At 67.9% G+C, this 18,571-nt stretch carries 17 protein-coding genes; 12 read left to right on the plus strand and 5 right to left on the minus strand.

Annotated elements, in window-relative coordinates; translation table 11 throughout:
- Positions 1-166: 166 nt before the first annotated feature.
- Together BJG93_RS21680 and BJG93_RS21685 are read left to right on the plus strand one after the other, a co-directional pair.
- Positions 167-415: an AbrB/MazE/SpoVT family DNA-binding domain-containing protein gene (locus BJG93_RS21680; protein ID WP_027196296.1), complete on the plus strand. Its 249-nt coding sequence runs from the start codon at positions 167-169 to the stop codon at positions 413-415.
- A complete protein-coding gene (locus BJG93_RS21685; RefSeq protein WP_027196297.1) occupies positions 409-729 on the plus strand; it encodes a type II toxin-antitoxin system PemK/MazF family toxin in 321 nt (106 codons plus the stop codon). Before BJG93_RS21680 ends, BJG93_RS21685 begins: the two co-directional genes overlap by 7 nt.
- A 38-nt stretch (positions 730-767) precedes the next feature.
- On the opposite strand, the gene BJG93_RS21690 is transcribed toward BJG93_RS21685, so the two are convergent.
- Positions 768-2,048, minus strand: a complete 1,281-nt coding sequence (locus BJG93_RS21690; protein WP_027196298.1) for a DUF445 domain-containing protein — start codon at positions 2,046-2,048, stop codon at positions 768-770.
- A gap of 193 nt (positions 2,049-2,241) precedes the next feature.
- On the opposite strand from BJG93_RS21690, the gene BJG93_RS21695 reads away from it, so the two are divergent.
- Together BJG93_RS21695 and BJG93_RS21700 are read left to right on the plus strand one after the other, a co-directional pair.
- The gene (locus BJG93_RS21695) at positions 2,242-3,447 is read left to right on the plus strand and encodes a metallophosphoesterase family protein (protein ID WP_027196299.1); all 1,206 of its coding nucleotides are present in this window, start codon (positions 2,242-2,244) and stop codon (positions 3,445-3,447) included.
- Complete coding sequence (locus BJG93_RS21700) at positions 3,444-6,065, plus strand: AAA family ATPase (protein ID WP_027196300.1); 2,622 nt, start codon at positions 3,444-3,446, stop codon at positions 6,063-6,065. The genes BJG93_RS21695 and BJG93_RS21700 overlap by 4 nt, the downstream gene beginning before the upstream one ends.
- Here BJG93_RS21700 and cobJ read toward each other — a convergent pair.
- From cobJ to cobG, 4 genes are read right to left on the minus strand one after another with little or no spacing between them, the layout of a single operon-like run.
- A complete protein-coding gene (gene cobJ / locus BJG93_RS21705) occupies positions 6,028-7,845 on the minus strand; it encodes a precorrin-3B C(17)-methyltransferase (RefSeq protein ID WP_082194564.1) in 1,818 nt (605 codons plus the stop codon). The two genes, BJG93_RS21700 and cobJ, sit on opposite strands and share 38 nt — an antisense overlap.
- Positions 7,842-8,585 (minus strand): precorrin-2 C(20)-methyltransferase, encoded by a 744-nt coding sequence (locus tag BJG93_RS21710; RefSeq protein ID WP_027196301.1) that lies wholly within the window; start codon positions 8,583-8,585, stop codon positions 7,842-7,844. Before BJG93_RS21710 ends, cobJ begins: the two co-directional genes overlap by 4 nt.
- The gene (locus BJG93_RS21715) at positions 8,586-9,212 is read right to left on the minus strand and encodes a precorrin-8X methylmutase (protein WP_027196302.1); all 627 of its coding nucleotides are present in this window, start codon (positions 9,210-9,212) and stop codon (positions 8,586-8,588) included. It lies immediately after the preceding gene.
- Positions 9,205-10,671, minus strand: a complete 1,467-nt coding sequence (gene cobG, locus BJG93_RS21720; protein ID WP_322791097.1) for a precorrin-3B synthase — start codon at positions 10,669-10,671, stop codon at positions 9,205-9,207. The genes BJG93_RS21715 and cobG overlap by 8 nt, the downstream gene beginning before the upstream one ends.
- Positions 10,672-11,017: 346 nt before the next feature.
- Here cobG and BJG93_RS21725 point away from each other — a divergent pair, with 346 nt between their 5' ends.
- The 8 genes from BJG93_RS21725 (at position 11,018) to BJG93_RS21760 (ending at position 18,501) form a co-directional block, all read left to right on the plus strand.
- Entirely contained in the window at positions 11,018-12,241 is a 1,224-nt protein-coding gene (locus BJG93_RS21725) for a bifunctional cobalt-precorrin-7 (C(5))-methyltransferase/cobalt-precorrin-6B (C(15))-methyltransferase (protein ID WP_071336683.1), read from the plus strand.
- Between the two features lie 13 nt (positions 12,242-12,254).
- A complete protein-coding gene (locus BJG93_RS21730; RefSeq protein ID WP_027196303.1) occupies positions 12,255-13,355 on the plus strand; it encodes a cobalt-precorrin-5B (C(1))-methyltransferase in 1,101 nt (366 codons plus the stop codon).
- Positions 13,352-14,092 carry a cobalt-precorrin-6A reductase gene (locus BJG93_RS21735; protein WP_027196304.1) on the plus strand — a complete coding sequence of 247 codons (741 nt, stop codon included), beginning with the start codon at positions 13,352-13,354 and terminating at the stop codon, positions 14,090-14,092. Before BJG93_RS21730 ends, BJG93_RS21735 begins: the two co-directional genes overlap by 4 nt.
- A 19-nt stretch (positions 14,093-14,111) precedes the next feature.
- The gene (gene cobM, locus BJG93_RS21740; RefSeq protein WP_027196305.1) at positions 14,112-14,840 is read left to right on the plus strand and encodes a precorrin-4 C(11)-methyltransferase; all 729 of its coding nucleotides are present in this window, start codon (positions 14,112-14,114) and stop codon (positions 14,838-14,840) included.
- Positions 14,841-15,012: 172 nt separating this feature from the next.
- Positions 15,013-15,909: an AraC family transcriptional regulator gene (locus BJG93_RS21745; RefSeq protein WP_082194565.1), complete on the plus strand. Its 897-nt coding sequence runs from the start codon at positions 15,013-15,015 to the stop codon at positions 15,907-15,909.
- A complete protein-coding gene (locus BJG93_RS21750) occupies positions 15,906-17,081 on the plus strand; it encodes an alpha/beta hydrolase family protein (RefSeq protein ID WP_027196307.1) in 1,176 nt (391 codons plus the stop codon). The genes BJG93_RS21745 and BJG93_RS21750 overlap by 4 nt, the downstream gene beginning before the upstream one ends.
- A gap of 318 nt (positions 17,082-17,399) precedes the next feature.
- On the plus strand, positions 17,400-17,660 hold the full coding sequence (locus BJG93_RS21755) for a DUF1488 family protein (protein WP_027196308.1): 261 nt from the start codon (positions 17,400-17,402) through the stop codon (positions 17,658-17,660).
- Between the two features lie 205 nt (positions 17,661-17,865).
- Positions 17,866-18,501, plus strand: a complete 636-nt coding sequence (locus BJG93_RS21760) for a carbonic anhydrase (protein ID WP_027196309.1) — start codon at positions 17,866-17,868, stop codon at positions 18,499-18,501.
- The last annotated feature ends 70 nt before the right edge of the window (positions 18,502-18,571 follow it).

Genomic DNA, 18,571 nt, shown 5'->3' on the forward strand with positions numbered 1-18,571 from the left:
TGAGCGTGACGAATGCTTGTGCACTTCGACGCTGAAAAGACGAGTGTTATCGGCTACTGCCCGATTACGCCGAGTCGTGAGACAGCGGCGAATGCGTAATAACATTGTGTTGACATGAGCTTTTTGCCGGGCATAATATTGTTATTACATAACGTGGGGGGATTCCATGAGAACGACGATTCGCAGAATGGGCAACTCGCAGGGTGTACTCATCCCCAAGCCAGTACTTGCGCAATTAGGACTGGAGAACGAGGTGGAAATGGAAATCGAAGACGACGCGATCGTCCTGCGACGGCCCAAACACAAGGCGCGCGAAGGCTGGGCGGAGGCAAGCAAAGCGCTGGCGGAAAGCGGCGATGATGCTTTGGTAATGGGTGAATTTCCGAACGCTGACGACGCGGAACTGGCATGGTAGTGCGCGGAGAAGTCTGGTTGGTCGCGCTCGATCCGACGCTGGGCAGTGAGATTCAAAAGACGCGGCCTTGCGTAGTGATTTCGCCGCCTGAAATGCATGACCACTTGCGGACAGTCATCGTCGCCCCAATGACCTCGACGGGACGACCGGCACCGTTTCGAGTGCCGGTCACGTTCAAGCGCAAACATGGCTTGATCCTGATGGATCAGATTCGCGCAGTGGACAAGACGCGCCTCGTCAAGAAAGAGGGCTCGGTGACCGACAATACGTTGTTGGACAGTCTGCGGACCTTGCAGGAAGTCTTCGCAGAATAGGCGAACAAAGCGCGTGTCATCGATGCCGCTCGCGCCCACTAGCCCGCATGCACCCGCACCATCTCCAGCAACAGCGAGCTCACATACAGCAGCAAGCCGATAAATCCACCCACGATCGTCCCATTGATCCGGATGTACTGCAGATCCTTGCCGATATTCAACTCGACCTGGTGCGACATCTCGTGCGCGTCCCAGTTCTTCACGGTATCGCTGATATGGCGCGTGAGGAATTGCGCGAAGTCCGGCGCCATCGCGCGCGCCGCTTCCTCGAGGTGATCGTTCAGCGATTGCCGCAACGCCGGATCGCGCGCCAGTTCGCGGCCGACCCACGCGCCCATCGCGGCGACTCTCGCATGCATGGCCGAGTCGGCGCTAGTCAGATCGCGCTTGAGCCACGCGCGCAGGTCGTCCCACATGTCCTTCACGTAGCTCCTGAACGCATCGCCCTCGACCAGATAGCGCTTGAGCGCTTCGCCTTGTTGCAGGAAAACGGGATCGGTCTTTAGCCGCACGATCAGCTTGTGCACCGCCTCGTCGAACTTGTCGCGCAGCTCGTGCGTGGGGTTCTGCGCGATCTGTTCGAGCATACGGTTCGCGGCGCTCGCGATCGCTTCGGCGCCCTTGTCGCCGAGCCACTCCGACGGCAGGAACTTCTCGATCGTCGGATACTCGCTCTTTACCCAATCGACGATGCGCGCCGCGATGAACTCGCGCGCCGGCGCCTCGCGCAGCAGCGTGATGAGCTGGTCGATCGCGGTGTCGAGCAGTGCCTGATGACGGCCGCCGTGCGTCAGCATGTCGAGAATCGCGCCGAGCGATTGCGAGAGATCGACCTTCGCGAGCACGTCGCGCAACGCGTCCCCGATGAAGCGCTGAATGCGCGCGTCGTCGGCCACATCGAGGATGCCGCCGGTGAGCCGGACCACGTAGTCGCCGAGGCGCGTGGTGTTGGCCGGCTCGCTCAGCCACGCGGTGATGGTCTGCGCCGGATCGTGCCGGCGGATCAGACCGACCAGCGACGGCACGTCGAGAAACTTGTCCTGCACGAAGTGCGCGAGGTTGTCGGCGATCTTGTGCTTGTTGCGCGGGATGATCCCGGTATGCGCGGACACCAGCGGAATCGGTACACGTCGAAACAGCGCCGCGACCGCGAACCAGTCGGCGAGCGCCCCGACCATCGCGGCTTCGGCGACCGCCTTGATGCCGTCGACCGACAGGCCGCGCGGCAGGAACGCGGTGACGACGAAAACGCAGGCGGCGGCAAGCAGCAGCAGTAAAGGTGTGCGCTTGGCCTTCTTGAGTTCGGTGGTCTTGTCCATCGGGCGCGGTTGATCGTGTCGGGCGGCGGCTGAAGGGCGGCGAGGTTCAGCCGCTTCGGTGCAATGATGCGGTAAGGCCGGCGCGCACGTCTAGCCTCGATACGCGCGAACGCATCGGCAAGGTAACATTCGCGATTGGGCTCCTCGTCGGACCTAACGCAAGACGACGCAACGTCATCGCAATGGAGGCACAGTGATCAGGTTTCTGCACACCGCGGACTGGCAGATCGGCACGCAATTCGGTCAGTTCGAAGCGGACGAGGCCGCGCATCTCGCCCAGGCGCGCTTCGACACGGTGCGCCGCATCGCCGAAGAAGCGGCCCTGCGCAACGTCGACGCGGTGCTCGTCGCAGGCGACGTATTCGATCTGCAGACGGTGTCGGATACCGTCATCCGGCGTTTGTTCTCCGCGCTGCAAGCGTTTTCCGGACCGTGGATCATGCTGCCGGGCAATCACGACGCGGCGCTCGTCGAAAGCGTGTGGACCCGCGCGCAGCGGCTCAATTGCGTGCCGCCGAACGTGCGCCTCGCGCTCGAGTCCGGCGTCGTGCTGCTCGACGCATGCCGTTGCGCGTTGCTGTGCGCGCCGCTTACGCAGCGCATCACCTACGACGACACCACCGCATTCTTCGATGCCACCGATACACCCGCCGGCTATCACCGGGTCGGGCTCGCGCACGGCAGCGTCGGCGGCATGCTGCAAGAGGGCATCGATTCGTCGAACCCGATCGCACCGACGCGCGCCGCCAGCGCGCGACTCGACTACCTCGCGCTCGGCGACTGGCACGGCCATCTGCGCGTCGATGAACGCACGTGGTACGCGGGCACGCACGAGCAGGACCGCTTCCGCGCGAACGAACCCGGCTTCGTGCTCGACGTCGGCATCGCCGAGCCGGGCGCGGTGCCGCGGGTCGACGCGGTACGGGTCGGGCAATATCGTTGGCATCGCTGGGACGAGACGATTTCGGTGCCGACCGATGTCGACGCGTTGAAAACCCGCCTCGCCGAACTCGGCGCGCATGACGTGCTGCGCATCGAGGTTGGCGGCACGGCGGCGCTCGCCGATGCCGAAGCGCTGCATGTCGCGCTCGAAGAGGCCCGCGCCTGCACGCGCGCGTTGCGTGCCGATCTGAGCGGCCTGCACGTGCTGCCCACCGCCGACGATCTCGCCGAACTCGGCGCGCAAAGCGGCTATCTCGCGAAGGTGGTCGCGCGCCTGCGCGGCTTGCAGGAAGACGCGCAGGCCGATCCGCAACAGGCGCGACGCGCGGCGGAGGCGTTGCTGCTGCTGGCGCGTTTTGGGCGCGAACAGCGGCAACGCGATGCTGATGCCGCCTCACCCGCGCAGGCGCGCGAACGGCAACAACCTGAACTGCCGCGCGAAGGAGCCTGCGCATGAAGCTGCAACGTATCGCGATTCAGGAATTCAGGCAGTTCGGCGGGCAGCTCGTGATCGACGATCTGCAGCCCGGCCTCAACCTGTTCATCGGCCCGAACGAGGCCGGCAAGAGCACGATCGCCGAAGCGGTGCGCACGGTGTTTCTCGAACGCTACAAGGCCTCGCATCTGAAGGACGTGTTGCCGTGGGGGCTCGCGAGCGGGCAGCCGTCGGTCGAGGTCATTTTCGAGCTCGATGGTGTGGCGTGCCGTCTGTCGAAGCAGTTCGTGTCGCGACAACGCTGCGAGCTGAGGATCGGACAGGCCGTCTACAGCGAGGACGAAGCCGAAGACAAGCTCGCCGCGCTGCTCGGTTTCTCGCGCGCGGCCCGCGGTCCGATGAAAGCCGAGAACGCGGGTGTGCCGGGTCTATTGTGGGTCCAGCAGGGCGGCACGCAGGACATGCGCGACTCGACCGGGCACGCGGGGCAGTATCTGCGCGACGCGCTCACGCAACTCTCGGGCGGCCGCGAAGCGGGCGGCGAAGACGCGTTGATCGCGGCCGTGCAGCGCGAGCTGCGGCAATTGCTGACAGCGCGCACGCAGAAGTCGACCGGGCCGCTCGCCGAGGCGGAGCAGAAGCTCGCCGCGCTGAGCACGAGCCGCGACGAGCTTCGACAGCAACGCCAGCAGTTCGACGACAACATCGCGCGGCTTGCCGCGCAACAGCAGGCATTCGACGACGCCGAGCGCAGGCGTCCGTGGGAGCTTCACGAACAGAAGGCCGCACTCGCGCAGCAACGCGCCGCGACGGTGGAGCAACTCGAACGCGGTCTCGAAGGGCTCGCGCAGTCGTTGAAGATCGGTGAGGCCGAACTTGCCTTGTCGGTACAGCAGGAGCAGGGCGCGCTCGAACTGGAAGCGGCGATCGCGCGCGAGCGCGAGCAACTCGACGCGGCGCGCGCGGAGCTCGCGGCCGCACAGAGCGCGCACGCGCAGGCAGAACGCCGGGTTGACCAATTCGAGCAGGCATCCGCCGAGGCGAACCGCGCGCTCGAACTCGCGAACGCGGCCGTGACCGCCGCCGATCTACGCAGCCAGGTCGATTTCTACCGGACGGAGAGCCAGCGGCTCGAAGCATCGATCGTCGAGGCGGGCAAGGCGAACACGGCGGTCCTGCAGGCTGCGCGCGACGCCGCGGCGCTCGAACTCGACGACGCGCAGTTCAAGCGCCTCGTCGCGCTCGACGGCGAATTGACCGTGCTGCGCGCGCGGACCGAAGCGGCGATGACGCGCATCGAGTACCGCTTGCATCGGGCATTGAGCGTCGGGGATCGGACGATCAGCGGCACCGGCGTGCTGCGCGTCGACGAAGAAAAACGCATCGGCCTCGGCGAGCTCGGCGAATTGCGCGTGATTCCGGGTGTCTCGGATCTGTCCGCGCGGTTGTCCGAACTGACGTCGCTCGAAGCGAAGCACGCGCAATTGCTGCGGGCGCTCGGCGTCGCGTCGGTGGGCGACGCGCAGGCGCGTCATGAGCAATGGAAGACGCTGGTCGCGCAGCAGACGAGCCAGGCCAGGATTCTCGAAGTGCACGCGCCGCAAGGTATCGATGCGTTGCGGGCGGCGCTGGCCTCGACGGCCGCGCGCTTGCAGGCGTCGAGCGAGCGCCTGGCGAGCCTGCCCGACGTCTGCGCGGCGCCGCCGCTCGACGACGCGCGCCGCAACGCCGACGTCGCACGCGACACGTTGGAGGCCGCGCGCAAGGTACTCGCGCAGACGGCGGGCGCGCAATCCACCGGCGTCGCGAAGGCCGATTCGCTCGCCGCGCAACTGCAGCGCAAGGAAGCGCAGCTGAACGACGAAGCGTTCCGGCGCAACCGCGCGCAGTGGCAAGCGCACATCGTCGAGCAGCGCGTCAAGGTCGACGCGCTGAAGAACCAACGCGGTGAGCGCGAGCGCGAACTCGATGCGGCCCGCCTCGACGATCCCGTGGCGGAGGCGAAGCGCTATCGCGCATCGGCCGAACTCGCGCGCAATGAGCAGCGCGAGCGTCAGCTGCGGATCGCGGAGCTGCGTAGCCAGCTCGAAACGATGGGCGCATCGGGTCTCGGCGAACGGCTCGCCGCGCTCGAAGCGCAGGCCGAACAGGCCACGCGTCGTAAGGACGAACTGAGCCTGCGCGCGAGTGCGCTAAGCCTGCTCGACGAAGTGCTGGTCGACGAACGCGACGCGGCGCTCGCGCAACTGCGTGCGCCGTTGACCGAGCGGCTGGGTCACTATCTGAAGCGGATTTTTCCGCAGTCGAGTCTCGCGCTCGGCGACGATCTGATGCCGGCGCTGCTCGATCGGGACGGCCGCGCGGAACTGCTCGACGCGCTGAGCTTCGGCACGCGCGAACAGCTCGGCATCCTGACGCGGCTCGCGTACGCGGACCTGCTGCAGGCCTCGGGCCGGCCGACCTTGCTGATGCTCGACGATGCCGCGGTGCACAGCGATGCCGCGCGTCGCGACGCGCTCAAACGCGCATTGATCGACGCGGCGGCGCGGCATCAGATTTTTGTGTTCACGTGTCACCCGGAGTTGTGGGACGACCTGGGCGTCAGGCAGAGGGCGGTGGAGGATCTGAAGCTTGCGTGAGCGCGGCGGGCTCGTACCACCGGGGCGTGTACACCCACTGCGCGCCGTCATTGCCGCAAGCAAACTTTCGCGTCAGCGACGACCCGACGATCACCATCGTGCGCATATCCACGTCGACCGAGCGAAGCTCGCCGAGCGTCAACGTGCGCAGCGTGCCGCCCGGACGGCCGATGTCGCGCCCCAGCACCACCAGCGTCGACGGCGCCCGATACTCGCGCACGATGTCGAGCGCCTTGTCGAGTTGCCACGGACGCGCGCGCGAAATCGGGTTGTAGAGCGCCATCACGAGGTCGGCTTGCGCCGCATGGCGCAGGCGGGCTTCGATGATGGCCCACGGCTTCAGATTGTCCGACAGCGACAGCATGCAGAAGTCGTGGCCGAGCGGCGCACCGGCCTGCGCGGCGGTCGCGAGCGCGGCCGACACGCCCGGCACGATCGATAGTTCGACGGCGGCCCATGCGTCGTTTCGAGAAGCTTCGAGCGCTTCGAGCACCGCGGCCGCCATCGCGAACACGCCGGGGTCGCCCGAGGACACCATCACGACCGCGCGGCCTTCGCTCGCGAGCTCGAACGCGTGCCGCGCGCGCTGCATTTCCTCGCGATTGTCGCTGCCGTGCACGCGCTGATCGGCGCGCAGCGGGCCGGCCATTTTCACGTAGGTGTCGTAGCCGAGGATGTCGGTCGCTTCGCTCAATGCGGTGCGCGCGGCCGGGACCATCAGCTCGGCACGGCCGGGGCCGAGGCCGATGACGCTCAGACGGCCGCGAGCACGGCCGATCGTCGCGGGGTCGAGGGCGAGCGGCGTGACGGCGAGCGCGATGCCGCTGTGCGCGCCGTCGTGCAACGTCTCATGAGGGATGCGCAGTGCGGCGTGCAGCAGCGCCGCCGCGCGCGGTCCGCCATGTTCGGCGCTGGCATCGGCGAAGCGTAGCGGCACCTCGAGAAGCGTTGCCGCTTGTGCGAGCGCCGGGTCGGCCATGCTTGCCGATGGCGCGAGCAGGCCCGCGAGCGAACGCGCCGCCAAACCGTGCGCGTTCAGTGCAGCACGCACGCGTTCGACGATCGCGTCGGCGGCATGGGCATTGGGCTGAGCGCTTGCATCATCGATCACCACCGCCGCCACCACACTGCGCGGATGAATCACGAGCTCATCTGGCTGCCCATCCCACGCGCGCGGCGTCACGCGAATCGCGAGACGCGCCGAGTCCGAGCGCGGCAGTTGCGCGTCGTCGAGCCATGGCGCGTCACCTTCGATGCGCGTGCTTTCGCCTGCGAGCAGATCCGACACGAAGCGCTTGCCCTGGGCGAGGTCGGCGAGCGCATAGCCCTCGGGCGGATTGAGCACGCAGGTGCCGAAGCGCAGTTCGCCGCTCGTCGTGATCGCGGGCTGCACGGCCAACGCGGCGGCGATGTCGCGCGCCATCACGTTGACGCCCGCCAGTCCGCCGAGCAACGGCACGACCGCGCTGCCGTCCTCGGCGACCGCGAGCACCGGCGGTTCGGCGCCCTTGTTCGACAGCAGCGGCGCAAGGCAGCGAATCACGATGCCGGCCGCGCACAACGCGACGATCGGCGTGCCGCGCGCATACAGCTCGCGCAGATGCGCGCCCAGTTCGGTGTAGGGCACATCGGCCTCGACGCGGCCTTGCAATGCATGCACCAGGCAGTCCGTGGCAACGGTCGCCTCGGCGTGCTCGCCACGTCCGACATACAGCGCCTGAATGCGTCGCGCGGTCGCGAGCGCGCCCGCGCCGAGAATCACAATCGCGGGCGCGTTCATCCTTGCCATTTTTGCCCCGGCACGACCAGCAGGGAAAAGTACGGCGACGCCATCGGATCGACTTCGGCGAGCGGCACGATGCGCTGATTGCGCATCGTCGCGCGTTCGACGTACAGCGCGCGCTGCGCGAGTCCGAGCTCGTCGAGCACGCGCCGCACTTTATCGAAATTGCGGCCGAGTTTCATGATGACCGCCGCGTCCGCAGCGGCGAGACGGCGGCGCAATTCATCTTCGGGCAGCACGCCCGACAGCACCGACAAGCTCTGATTGCGATACACGAGCGGCGCCCCGAGCACCGCCGCGCCGCCGAGCATCGAGCACACGCCCGGCACGACTTCACTGTCGTAGCGCGCGGCGAGCCGGTCGTGCAGATACATGTACGAGCCGTAGAAAAACGGATCGCCTTCGCAGATCACGGCGACGTCGCGGCCCGCGTCGAGATGGCCCGCGACGATATCGGCGGCGGTGTCGTAGAAGTCCGCGATGATCGCTTCATACGACAGCGGCGGTTCGAGCGCTTCGGTCGTGACCGGATAGACGAGCGGCAGATGCTGTTGCGCGTCGTGCAGATGTGCCTCGATGATGCCGAACGCGTTGCCTTTCTTGCCCTTCGCGACGAAATACGCGACCACCGGCGCCGCTTTCAACAGACGCAGCGCCTTCAACGTGATCAGTTCAGGGTCGCCGGGCCCGACGCCGATGCCATACAGCCGACCGCGATGTGTTAGCACGCTGGCCATTTATTCGAGCTCCGTCGCGAGCGCGTTGACCGCGGCGGCGGCCATCGCGCTGCCGCCGCGCCGTCCGTGCACGACCACGTAGGGCACGCCGCGGCTGTTTTGCGCGAGTGCCGCTTTCGATTCCGCCGCGCCGACGAAGCCGACCGGAAAGCCGAGAATCAGCGCAGGCTTCGGCGCGCCGGCGTCGAGCATGTCGAGCAGATGGAACAGCGCGGTCGGCGCATTGCCGATCACGACGACGCTGCCCGCCAGATGCGGGCGCCACAAGTCGAGCGCGGCGGCCGAGCGCGTGTTGCCGATTTCGCGCGCGAGCGCGGGCACGTCCGGGTGCGTGAGCGTGCAGATGACTTCGTTGTGCGCGGGCAGTCGCGCGCGTGTGATGCCTTGCGCGACCATGCCCGCGTCGCACAGGATCGGCGCGCCTTGCGCGAGCGCGCTGCGTCCTGCGCTGCCGGCGCTGTCGGAGAACGCGAGATCGTCGATCACGTCGACCATGCCGCACGCGTGGATCACGCGCACCGCGAGTTTTTCCAGATCGGCGGGGATCCGCGCGAGATCGGCCTCCGCGCGGATCGTCGCGAACGATTGGCGATAGATCTCCTGACCGTCGCGAAGGTAATCAAGCATGTGAGGTACTCCGGGCGAGGCGCGCGAGCAGCGCGGCGGCCTCGTCGATCGTCAGTTGCGGTGCGACGCATTGGCCGAAGCCGGGGCCGCCGTCGCGTCGATAAAGGTCGTAGCGGCCGGGCGCGGCAGCGAGCAGCGTGTAGGGCGCGCGATGCGCGGCCGCGCAAGAGCGCGGGCAGCCCGTCAGATGCACGTCGACGCCGGCGGGTAAGCACTCGGCGAGTTGCAGCGCGTCGGTCTTGGTGTCGGCGAGACCCTTCGCGCAGCCGGCCGAACCGGCGCAGGCGATCACATGCGTGATGGCCTGGGCGGGATCGCAGGCGAGGCCAAGTGCGCTCAGTTTCGCGAGCACGGTGGACACCGCTTGTGTCGCGATGTCGGGCAGCAGCACGCTTTGCCATGGCGTGGCGTGCAGCATGCCGTTGCCGTGGGTTTGCGCGAGCGCGGCCAGGTCGCGCAGCGTGGCCGCGTCGATACGGCCGAGCGGCGCTTGGCCGCCGACATACCACGTGCCGTCGCCGCGCTGCGCGTGCGCGCCGAGCCGCAGCGACGCGTCGGCGGGGATGTGGCGCTGCCAGTGGCGCAGCGATGCGTCGCGCGCGAGCGGAAAATCGACGTAGCGTTGCGCGTGCCGCAGCAGCGCGTCGGCCGAGTGCGTGGCGAGCAGGTCGCGCATGCGGGTCGCGTCGGCGGCGGCGAGGTCGAGGAACGTGTGCAGCAACCCGCGCACGAGTGCGGGCACGCGCGGCGGCGGCACGGCCGCAAGCGCGCCCGTGCCGTTGGCATCGCAAGGTTCGCCGGTGTTCGCGTGGGTGCTGTTGCTTGCGGTTGCGCCAGCCGAACCCGGACACCCCGCCAGGCCGAACACGAAGCGCCCACTTGCTCCGTCAGGCGACGCCGCGAGCCACACGTCATGCGGATGATCGACTTGCGCGAGTTGTTCGCCGCCGTCGAGCAGCAGCGCGAATTTCGGCGACAACGCTGCGAAGCGCGCGTCGTTTTGCAGCAGCGTGAGCAGTTCTCCGCACAGCGGCGCCGTGTCGATCAGCGCGTGCGGATCGCGGCCGGCGGCGGGGCTGATCATCACGTTGCGGATGTCGTCGGCGCGACTCAGCGCGGTGGGGTCCGCGGGTGCGTCTGGGTGTGCTGAAGAAAGCGCGGAAGCCGGTCCAAGCCCGGCGCGAATCAGCGCCGCGCTCAACGCGGCTTCGTGTCCGCTACGCACGCCGCGCAGTTGCAGGTTTGCGCGATTGCTTAGCTCGACGACGCCATTCGCGTGCCGTGCACTCGCATCGGCGACCGCGCGTGCCTGGGCCGCGCTCAGCGCGCCGCCAGGCAGTTTGATGCGGCAGATCCCGCCGTCGCGCGCGGGGACGATGCGCAGCAGCCCCGGACATGCCGAGGACCGCGGTGTCGTGACCGCGTGGGACGAAACGGTGGGAGGCGAAGCTCGATTCAAGAGGACACCAAGTTTAGCGTCGCGCGATGGCGTGGCTGCGGCCTCGCTGCATGCTGCCCGATGAGGGCCGGCGCGAACCGGGCGGCCGAACAGCGCTTCGGGCTGACCGTGAGCAAAGAAAGCGGCCATTATATCTTCAGGCTGTGGCCACGGCGCCTGTTCGTCGGCCATCGCGGGATGCCGCCGAGCCCCGACGGGATTGCGCCGTGCGGCGAACCCGCGAGGCGCATGGCGGCGGTATCATGCGGACTTTCGCAACCCGCCGTCCGAGCCCGCGCGCAGCCGCATGCGTGACGCGGCGCGGCGCAATCGCCAAAGAATCGACGCAACTGATGAGGATGGATCGATGCCGGCATGGCTGACCGTAGTGGGCATTGGCGACGACGGCTTCGCCGGTCTGGGACGACCCGCGCGGCGTGCTTTGCTGGGCGCGTCGGTCGTCTACGGCGGCGAGCGCCATCTGGCGATGCTGCCCGCGCGGCTCGCCGCGCGCCGCGCCGCCTGGCCGCGTCCGTTCGATCTCGCGCCGTTGCTGGCCGAGCGTCCGCACGCGGTGTGCGTGCTCGCGAGCGGCGACCCGATGCTGTTCGGCGTCGGCGCGACGCTCGCGCGGCAGTTGCCGGCCGGCGAGCTGCGCGTGCTGCCCGCGCCGTCGTCGTTGTCGCTCGCGGCCGCACGGCTCGGCTGGCCGTTGCAGGAGGTCGCGACCGTGTCGCTGGTCGGCCGGCCGCTCGCCGCGCTGAACGCGCATCTGCATGACGGCGCGCGCCTGTTCGTGTTGAGCGCGGATGGACGTACGCCGGCGGCGTTGGCGGCGTCGCTCGCTGCGCGCGGTTTCGGCGCGACCTGCATGAGCGTGCTCGAACATCTGGGTGGCGAACGCGAACGGCGTATCGATGGCCGCGCGGATCAATGGCCGGCCGGCGAGATGGCCGCGCTCAATCTGATCGCGCTCGACTGCCGCGCGTCCGCGCACGCGCCGCGTCTGCCGCTGACCTGCGGCTTACCCGACGACGCGTTCGTCCACGACGGCCAGTTGACCAAGCGCGACGTGCGCGCGATCACGCTCGCGCGCCTCGCGCCCGCGCCCGGCGAATTGCTGTGGGACGTCGGCGCGGGCAGCGGTTCGATCGGGATCGAATGGATGCGCGCGCATCCCACGTGTCGCGCGATCGCGATCGAAGCGCACGAAGCGCGGCAGCGCTTCATCGAACGGAATCGCGATGCTTTGGGCGTGCCCGGGCTGCAACTCGTGGCCGGTCGCGCGCCGGACGCATTGCATGGGCTCGCGGCGCCGCACGCGGTGTTTATCGGCGGTGGAGTGACGGCGCCGGGCGTGCTCGACACCTGTTGGACCCACCTGCGCGACGGCGGCCGGCTGATCGCAAACGCGGTGACGCTGCAAGGCGAGGCGGTCCTCGCCGCCTGGCGCGAGCGGCATGGCGGCACGCTGACGCGCATCGCGCTCGCGCACGCGCAAGCTCTCGGCGGCTTCGATACGTGGCGCCAGGCGTTGCCGATCACGCTGCTCGAAGTGACGAAACCCGCGCAACCGTCGACCGATTCGTGATGACCGATTCGTGATGCGCGACGAGACCCCCGAACAAGCTGCGCCGCTGCGCAGCGGCTATACGACCGGCAGTTGCGCGACCGCGACGTCGCTGGCCGCCGCGCGTCTGCTGCTAGCGGGCGAACTTAGCGAGGTCGCGGAGGTCGTGTTGCCGAAGGGTCAGCATGTGACGATGCGGCTCGCGTTCTGTCGTCTCGCCGTCATCGATGGCGAGCGGATTGCCGAAGCCGGCACGATCAAGGATGCCGGCGACGATCCCGACGTGACGCACGGCGCGCTCGTGTTCGCGCGGGTGCGCCTCGTGCCCGAGCCCGGTGTGAGGTTTCGCGCGGGGCCGGGCGTCGGCACCGTCACGCGCGCGGGGCTCACGCTGCCGGTCGGCGAGCCGGCGATCAACCCGGTTCCGCGCCAGATGATGACCCAGCATCTCGACGAACTCGCCGCGCGTCACGCGTATCGCGGCGGCTTCGAAGTGACGATCGGCGTGGAAGGCGGCGAAGCGCTCGCGCTGAAAACGATGAACCCGCGTCTGGGCATTGTCGGCGGACTGTCGATACTCGGCACCACCGGCATCGTGCGGCCTTTTTCGTGCTCGGCGTATATCGCGTCGATCCATCAGGGCATCGACGTCGCGCGCGCGAACGGCTATACGCATGTGGCCGCCTGCACCGGCAACGCGAGCGAGGACGCGATGCGCGCGCATTACGGTCTGCCCGATATCGCGCTGATCGAAATGGGCGATTTCGTGGGCGCGGTGCTCAAGCATCTGAAGCGCGCGCCGGTCGAGCGTCTGAGCATTTGCGGCGGCTTCGGCAAGCTCAGCAAGCTCGCGGCCGGCCATCTCGATCTGCACAGCCGCCACTCGAGCATCGATCTCGACCAGCTCGCCGCCTGGGCCGCTGCGCAGGGTGCCGATGCCGCGCTGCAAGCGGCGATGCGCACCGCCAACACGAGCCAGCAGGCGCTGGCGCTCGCGCACGCGCAGCAGGTGCCGCTCGGCGATATCGTCTGTCAGCGCGCTTTGGCGGTCGCAACCGAGATCGTGCCGCCGCAGGTGAGCGTCGATATCTTCGCGATCGACCGGCAGGGCAACTTCGTCGGAGCCGCGCGATGACGCGCATCCTGCTGCTCGGCGGCACCGGCGACGCACTGAAGATCGCGCGTCGACTCGCTCCCGCGCATGTGTACAGTCTCGCGGGACTGGGCAAGGTGCCCGACGACTTGAAGTGCGCGGTGCGGGTCGGCGGCTTCGGCGGCAGCGAGGGTCTTGCGCGTTACCTCGCGGGCGAAGCGATCGGCCTCGTGATCGACGCGACCCATCCGTACGCGGCGCGGATCAGCGCGAATGCGGCACAGGCGTGCCTCCTGGCGAATTGCCCGTGCTGGGCGCTGCGGCGTCCAGCGTGGCAGCCGCAAGCCGGCGACGACTGGCGCATGGTCGGCGACTGGAACGAGCTGATCGACGCGCTCGCGCCATTCAGGCGGCCGCTTTTCACGCTCGGCCGCGAACCGCTCGCGCATCTCGACGAGATTCCGCCGCGGCAGTTCTGGACCGTGCGTGTGCTCGATTCGCATCCGGACAGCGCGCGCTCGCGCATCCTCGCGGCGCGCGGACCGTTCACGCTCGACGGCGAACGCGCGTTGTTCGCGCTGCAGGCGTTCGACGTCGTCGTCAGCAAGAACAGTGGCGGCGCCGCGACCGAGGCCAAGCTCGAGGTCGCACGCGAACGTGGCTTGCCGGTGATCATGCTGCGACGCCCGCGCTTGCCCGAGGTCGATCGCGAGTTCGCCACCGTTGCGGATCTTCTCGATGCGTTGTCCCCGGGGGCGCAGGCGGATTCGAGTCATTGAGCCAATCCTGGAGTACTGAATGACAGTGTTTTTTATCGGTGCGGGTCCGGGCGACCCGGAACTGATCACGGTGAAAGGACAGCGCCTCGTGCGCAGTTGCCCGGTGATCCTGTACGCGGGGTCGCTGGTGCCGGCGGCGGTGCTCGAAGGGCACAGCGCCGAACAGGTCGTCAACACCGCCGAGCTCGATCTCGACCAGATCGTCGCGCTACTCGCGGCCGCGCATGCGAAGGGCCAGCACGTCGCGCGCGTGCATTCGGGCGATCCGTCGCTGTACGGTGCGATCGGCGAACAGATCCGGCGCTTGCGCGAGCTGGAGATTCCGTACGAAATCGTCCCCGGCGTGACGGCGACGGCCGCGTGCGCGGCGACGCTCGGTTGCGAGCTGACGCTGCCCGGCGTGTCGCAGACGCTGATCCTCACGCGCTACGCGAGCAAAACGTCGATGCCCGATGGCGAGCAGTTGGCCGACCTCGCGCGGCATCGAGCGACGCTGGCGATTCACCTCGGCGTGCGGCATCTCGCGCGCATCGTCGATGAATTGCGGCCGCATTACGGCGGCGCGTGCCCGATCGCGGTGATCTATCGCGCGAGCTGGCCTGACGAGGAGAAGATCACCGGCACGCTCGACGATATCGTCGCGAAAGTGCAGGGCAGCGCGATCGAGCGCACCGCGCTGATTCTGGTCGGGCAGGTGCTGGCCGCCGAAGGGTTCGCCGATTCGACGCTGTACGGAACGGGCAGTTGACGGCGCGGTGAAAGCCTTTCGGGTGTCAGGCAAGCCGCGTGCATCGTCGATCATAATGTGACGCGGCGCGCGAGCCCGGCCGCCGGCCTGCTGGCGAAACGCGCAGCGCCCAAACGCAAAAGTCCGCAAGTTCTGCACCGCCCCGCGCCGCGCAGACCGCTATCGTGGCGCCATGATGAAGCCCAGCACCGAACGTGATTACCGTCGACGGATCGCTCGCGTGGTCGAGGCCATTCTGCTCGAGCCCGGCGCGCGGCATACGCTCGACAGCCTCGCGGCCGTCGCGCATATGTCGCCGTATCACTTCCACCGGATCTATCGCGCGTTAATGGGCGAGAGCGTCGTCGACACCGTCAAGCGACTGCGGCTCGCCGAGGCGGCGCAGCGGCTGACCGACGCCGCGCAGGTCACCGCGGTCGCGCACGACGCCGGCTACGACAGTCCCCAAGCCTTCGCGCGCGCGTTTCGCGACTTCACCGGTGTGTCGCCGAGCGAGTTCAGGGCGCGGCAGGGGCATCTCGTGGGCAGTCCGGCGGCTTCGGCATTGCCGTCGGTCGAAGTCGCCGAACTCGCGCCGCTCGAGGTGCTGTGCCTTCGCCATGACGGCCCGGTTGGGACGATCGGGCAGACCTTCCGCACGCTGATGACGGCGCTGCGCTGCGACGAGGATGCGCTGCTGCAACAGCGCGTCGGTATCTGCTCGCGCGATGCGACGTTCAGCGGCGCATTTTGCTATCAAGCGGGCATCGTCGCGGGGTCGCAGGCGGCGTTGGGCCATGCGCTGGAACGGCTCGACGAGGCCGCGCAACGCTCGGGTGTCGCCGGGCCGCCGCCGCGTATCGAGCCGTTGCGGCTCGCAGGCGGCCTGTACGCGGTGCACCGCCTCGTCGGCCCTTATGCGCTGATCTCGCCGACTTTCAGAGCGCTGTACAGCGGCTGGCTGCCGCGCAGCGGCTACCGGCGCGATCAGCGGCCGGGACTCGAACTGTATCGAAGCGCGCCCGACCGCGGCGCGCGCCATCCGTGCGTTACCGATCTGCTGATCCCCATTTGCGAGGACTCACCATGATGCGTCGAGGCTGTGCCGCGCTGTCGAGCGCGGCGGTAGTGTCGTTGACTGTGGCATTCTCGGCGGCGCTGTGCGGTGCGATGTGGGCGTCGTTGCCGGCGCAGGCGACCGCGCAAAGCGCCTCTGCCGACTGGCATGTCGGCGAAACGAGCCGCGTGTTTCATCCCGCCGTGGCGCGCAACTGGCGCGGCGCGCAAACGCAGGCGCTGATCACACGCGTCTGGTATCCGGCCGATGCGACGCAAGCCGAGACGCGTCACGATATCGGCGCGCCGGGTCATCCGATCTTCGTCGGCCACGCCGCCGCCGCCGATGCACCACTCTCCGCCGCGCAGCCCCAATACCCGTTGCTGCTGCTGTCGCACGGCACCGGCGGCAGCGCGGACAGTCTCGACTGGCTCGCGGCGTCGCTGGCCGCGCAGGGCTATGTCGTCGCGGGTGTCAATCATCCGGGTAACAACGCGCTGGAACCGCCCACGCGCGACGGTTTCATCCTCTGGTGGGAACGCGCGACCGACCTGAGCGAAGTGCTCGACGGCGTGCTTGCGGATCCGCGTTTCGGTTCGCGCGTGGACACGACGCGAATCGGCGCGCTGGGCTTTTCGCTCGGCGGCTACACGGTGCTCGAACTCGCGGGCGCGCGTACCGATCGCGCCGCGCTGGAGCGCTTCTGCACATCGCCCGAAGCGGATGCGATCTGCTCGCCGCCCGAAGCCGCGAGTCTCGCGCACGAGCCGGGCGCGCCCGCGCTGACGGTCGACGGACTATCGGCCGAAACGAACGCATCGCGCGCGCGTTCGGGCGATTCGTATCGCGATCCGCGCATCAAGGCCGTGTTCGCGATCGCGCCCGCGCTCGGCGAGGCATTCAACCGCTCGTCGTTCCGGGAAGTGACGATTCCGGTCGCGCTGCTCGCGGGCGAGGCCGATACCACCGCGCCGGTCAACACGAACATTCACCGCATCGCGGGCTTCCTGCCGCAAGCGACGGTGACGATGGTGCCAGGCGCGTCGCACTATACGTTCATGGACGTGTGCGAGCCCGCGGCCGTCGAGCGTCTTGCGCCGATCTGCAAGGACGGCCCCGGTGTCGATCGCGCCGCGATTCACGCGCGAACCGCCGCACAGGTGCGCGATTTCTTCGCGGCGACGCTGCCGGCGGGCGGTTCGTAGCCTCGGCGGCGACCGTCAGCGTGACCGGCTGGCGCGCGGGCGCTGATGCCATCTCTCAGGCGAAACACCATCATGGCGGGCATCGACCGCGAACATAGGGCTGTGGGACATGAAGGGCGTAGTATCGGTACGTTGAGCGCGTCGAGGGCCCGCAGCAGGCCGTGCCGCGACGCATCAGCGCGGCCCCCGCGTGGCGGCCGCTCAGGACTATGCACCTTGCGGAGAATGCGTGCTCGCGCCCGGGCCGCAGGCAAACCGGCGCGTTGTGGGCATGACCGTTGCATGTTCAGTTTTTCCTTTGACCCATGGAGGACGATTATGAGGATCGAATTCACCGGACGCCGGGAAGTGGTGGCTGCTGCGCGCGTCGCTTTCGAGGCCAATGTGGACGGGACGGACGTATGGTGCAGCGTGTCGCTCGACGCGCTCAACGACCATTTCGGCAACGGCAGCCCGTCGGCTCACGATCTGGTGGGGACGTTCGAGGCGAACCGCGCCCGCATTGAAAATGCTACGCGGCGGGTGCTCGAACGAAACGGGGGACGGTCCGTGGAACTCGAGACGCGCGACTTCGATTGAGTGACCCGCTTCATTGCATCGGGTAAGGCCCGGCTGCCGGCAGCCGGGTCTTTTTTTATGGCGCGTGCACGCACACCATTAGTTCGCCGGCAATTCGCCGCAGGAGCGTCCGACGATTAGCACGATGATGCGCGCGACGACCGAAAGCCTGCGGTATAGTCGCGGCAATCTTTAAATCCGTCTCTTCGATTCTCTGGAGAATATCGTGCAGGAAATCATCGAAGGTTTGATCCGCTTTCAACGCGAGGTCTTTCCACAGCAAAGTGCACTCTTCAAGCGTCTGTCGACCGCACAGAATCCCAGCACGCTGTTCGTGACCTGTTCGGACAGCCGCGTGGTGCCGGAACTGCTGACGCAGACCGAGCCGGGCTCGCTGTTCGTGATCCGCAACGCCGGCAACATCGTGCCGTCGTATGGCCCGGAACCGGGCGGCGTGTCCGCGACCGTCGAATATGCGATCGCCGTGCTCGGCGTTACCGACATCGTGATCTGCGGCCATTCGAACTGCGGCGCGATGACGGCGATCTCGTCCTGCACGAATCTCGAGCACATGCCGGCGGTCGCGAGCTGGCTGCGCCACGCGGATGCGGCGAAGGCGGTCAACGCGTCACGCCACTACGGTTCCGATGCGGAGCGTCTCGCGGCGCTGGTCAAGGACAACGTGATCGCACAGCTCGGCAATATCCGCACGCATCCGTCGGTGGCGGTCGGGCTCGTGAATAAAACGCTGCGGCTGCATGGGTGGATCTTCAATATCGAAAGCGGCGAGATGCTCGCGCTCGATGGCAACACCGGCGAGTTTTTGCCGCTGGTGGACAATCCGCAAATTTATGCGGTTTGAAGCGCGATCACAGCAGGTTTTCAGTTTGACGGATTAACACGTTGGGCGGCGCAGTTTCGATCCACCGCGC

Origin of the sequence: Paraburkholderia sprentiae WSM5005 (assembly GCF_001865575.2) — a bacterium.
Classification (GTDB): Bacteria; Pseudomonadota; Gammaproteobacteria; order Burkholderiales; family Burkholderiaceae; genus Paraburkholderia; species Paraburkholderia sprentiae.

What these genes read in the sequence shown, in the direction of transcription:
- BJG93_RS21730 (WP_027196303.1), top strand. Translation starts at nt 12,255, where the DNA reads ATGCGCGACGAGACCCCCGAACAAGCTGCGCCGCTGCGCAGCGGCTAT.
- BJG93_RS21715 (WP_027196302.1), bottom strand. Translation starts at nt 9,212, where the DNA reads ATGCTTGATTACCTTCGCGACGGTCAGGAGATCTATCGCCAATCGTTC.
- BJG93_RS21755 (WP_027196308.1), top strand. Translation starts at nt 17,400, where the DNA reads ATGAGGATCGAATTCACCGGACGCCGGGAAGTGGTGGCTGCTGCGCGC.
- cobM (WP_027196305.1), top strand. Translation starts at nt 14,112, where the DNA reads ATGACAGTGTTTTTTATCGGTGCGGGTCCGGGCGACCCGGAACTGATC.
- BJG93_RS21690 (WP_027196298.1), bottom strand. Translation starts at nt 2,048, where the DNA reads ATGGACAAGACCACCGAACTCAAGAAGGCCAAGCGCACACCTTTACTG.
- BJG93_RS21745 (WP_082194565.1), top strand. Translation starts at nt 15,013, where the DNA reads ATGATGAAGCCCAGCACCGAACGTGATTACCGTCGACGGATCGCTCGC.
- BJG93_RS21685 (WP_027196297.1), top strand. Translation starts at nt 409, where the DNA reads ATGGTAGTGCGCGGAGAAGTCTGGTTGGTCGCGCTCGATCCGACGCTG.
- cobJ (WP_082194564.1), bottom strand. Translation starts at nt 7,845, where the DNA reads ATGAACGCGCCCGCGATTGTGATTCTCGGCGCGGGCGCGCTCGCGACC.
- BJG93_RS21700 (WP_027196300.1), top strand. Translation starts at nt 3,444, where the DNA reads ATGAAGCTGCAACGTATCGCGATTCAGGAATTCAGGCAGTTCGGCGGG.
- BJG93_RS21710 (WP_027196301.1), bottom strand. Translation starts at nt 8,585, where the DNA reads ATGGCCAGCGTGCTAACACATCGCGGTCGGCTGTATGGCATCGGCGTC.
- BJG93_RS21750 (WP_027196307.1), top strand. Translation starts at nt 15,906, where the DNA reads ATGATGCGTCGAGGCTGTGCCGCGCTGTCGAGCGCGGCGGTAGTGTCG.
- BJG93_RS21725 (WP_071336683.1), top strand. Translation starts at nt 11,018, where the DNA reads ATGCCGGCATGGCTGACCGTAGTGGGCATTGGCGACGACGGCTTCGCC.
- BJG93_RS21735 (WP_027196304.1), top strand. Translation starts at nt 13,352, where the DNA reads ATGACGCGCATCCTGCTGCTCGGCGGCACCGGCGACGCACTGAAGATC.
- BJG93_RS21680 (WP_027196296.1), top strand. Translation starts at nt 167, where the DNA reads ATGAGAACGACGATTCGCAGAATGGGCAACTCGCAGGGTGTACTCATC.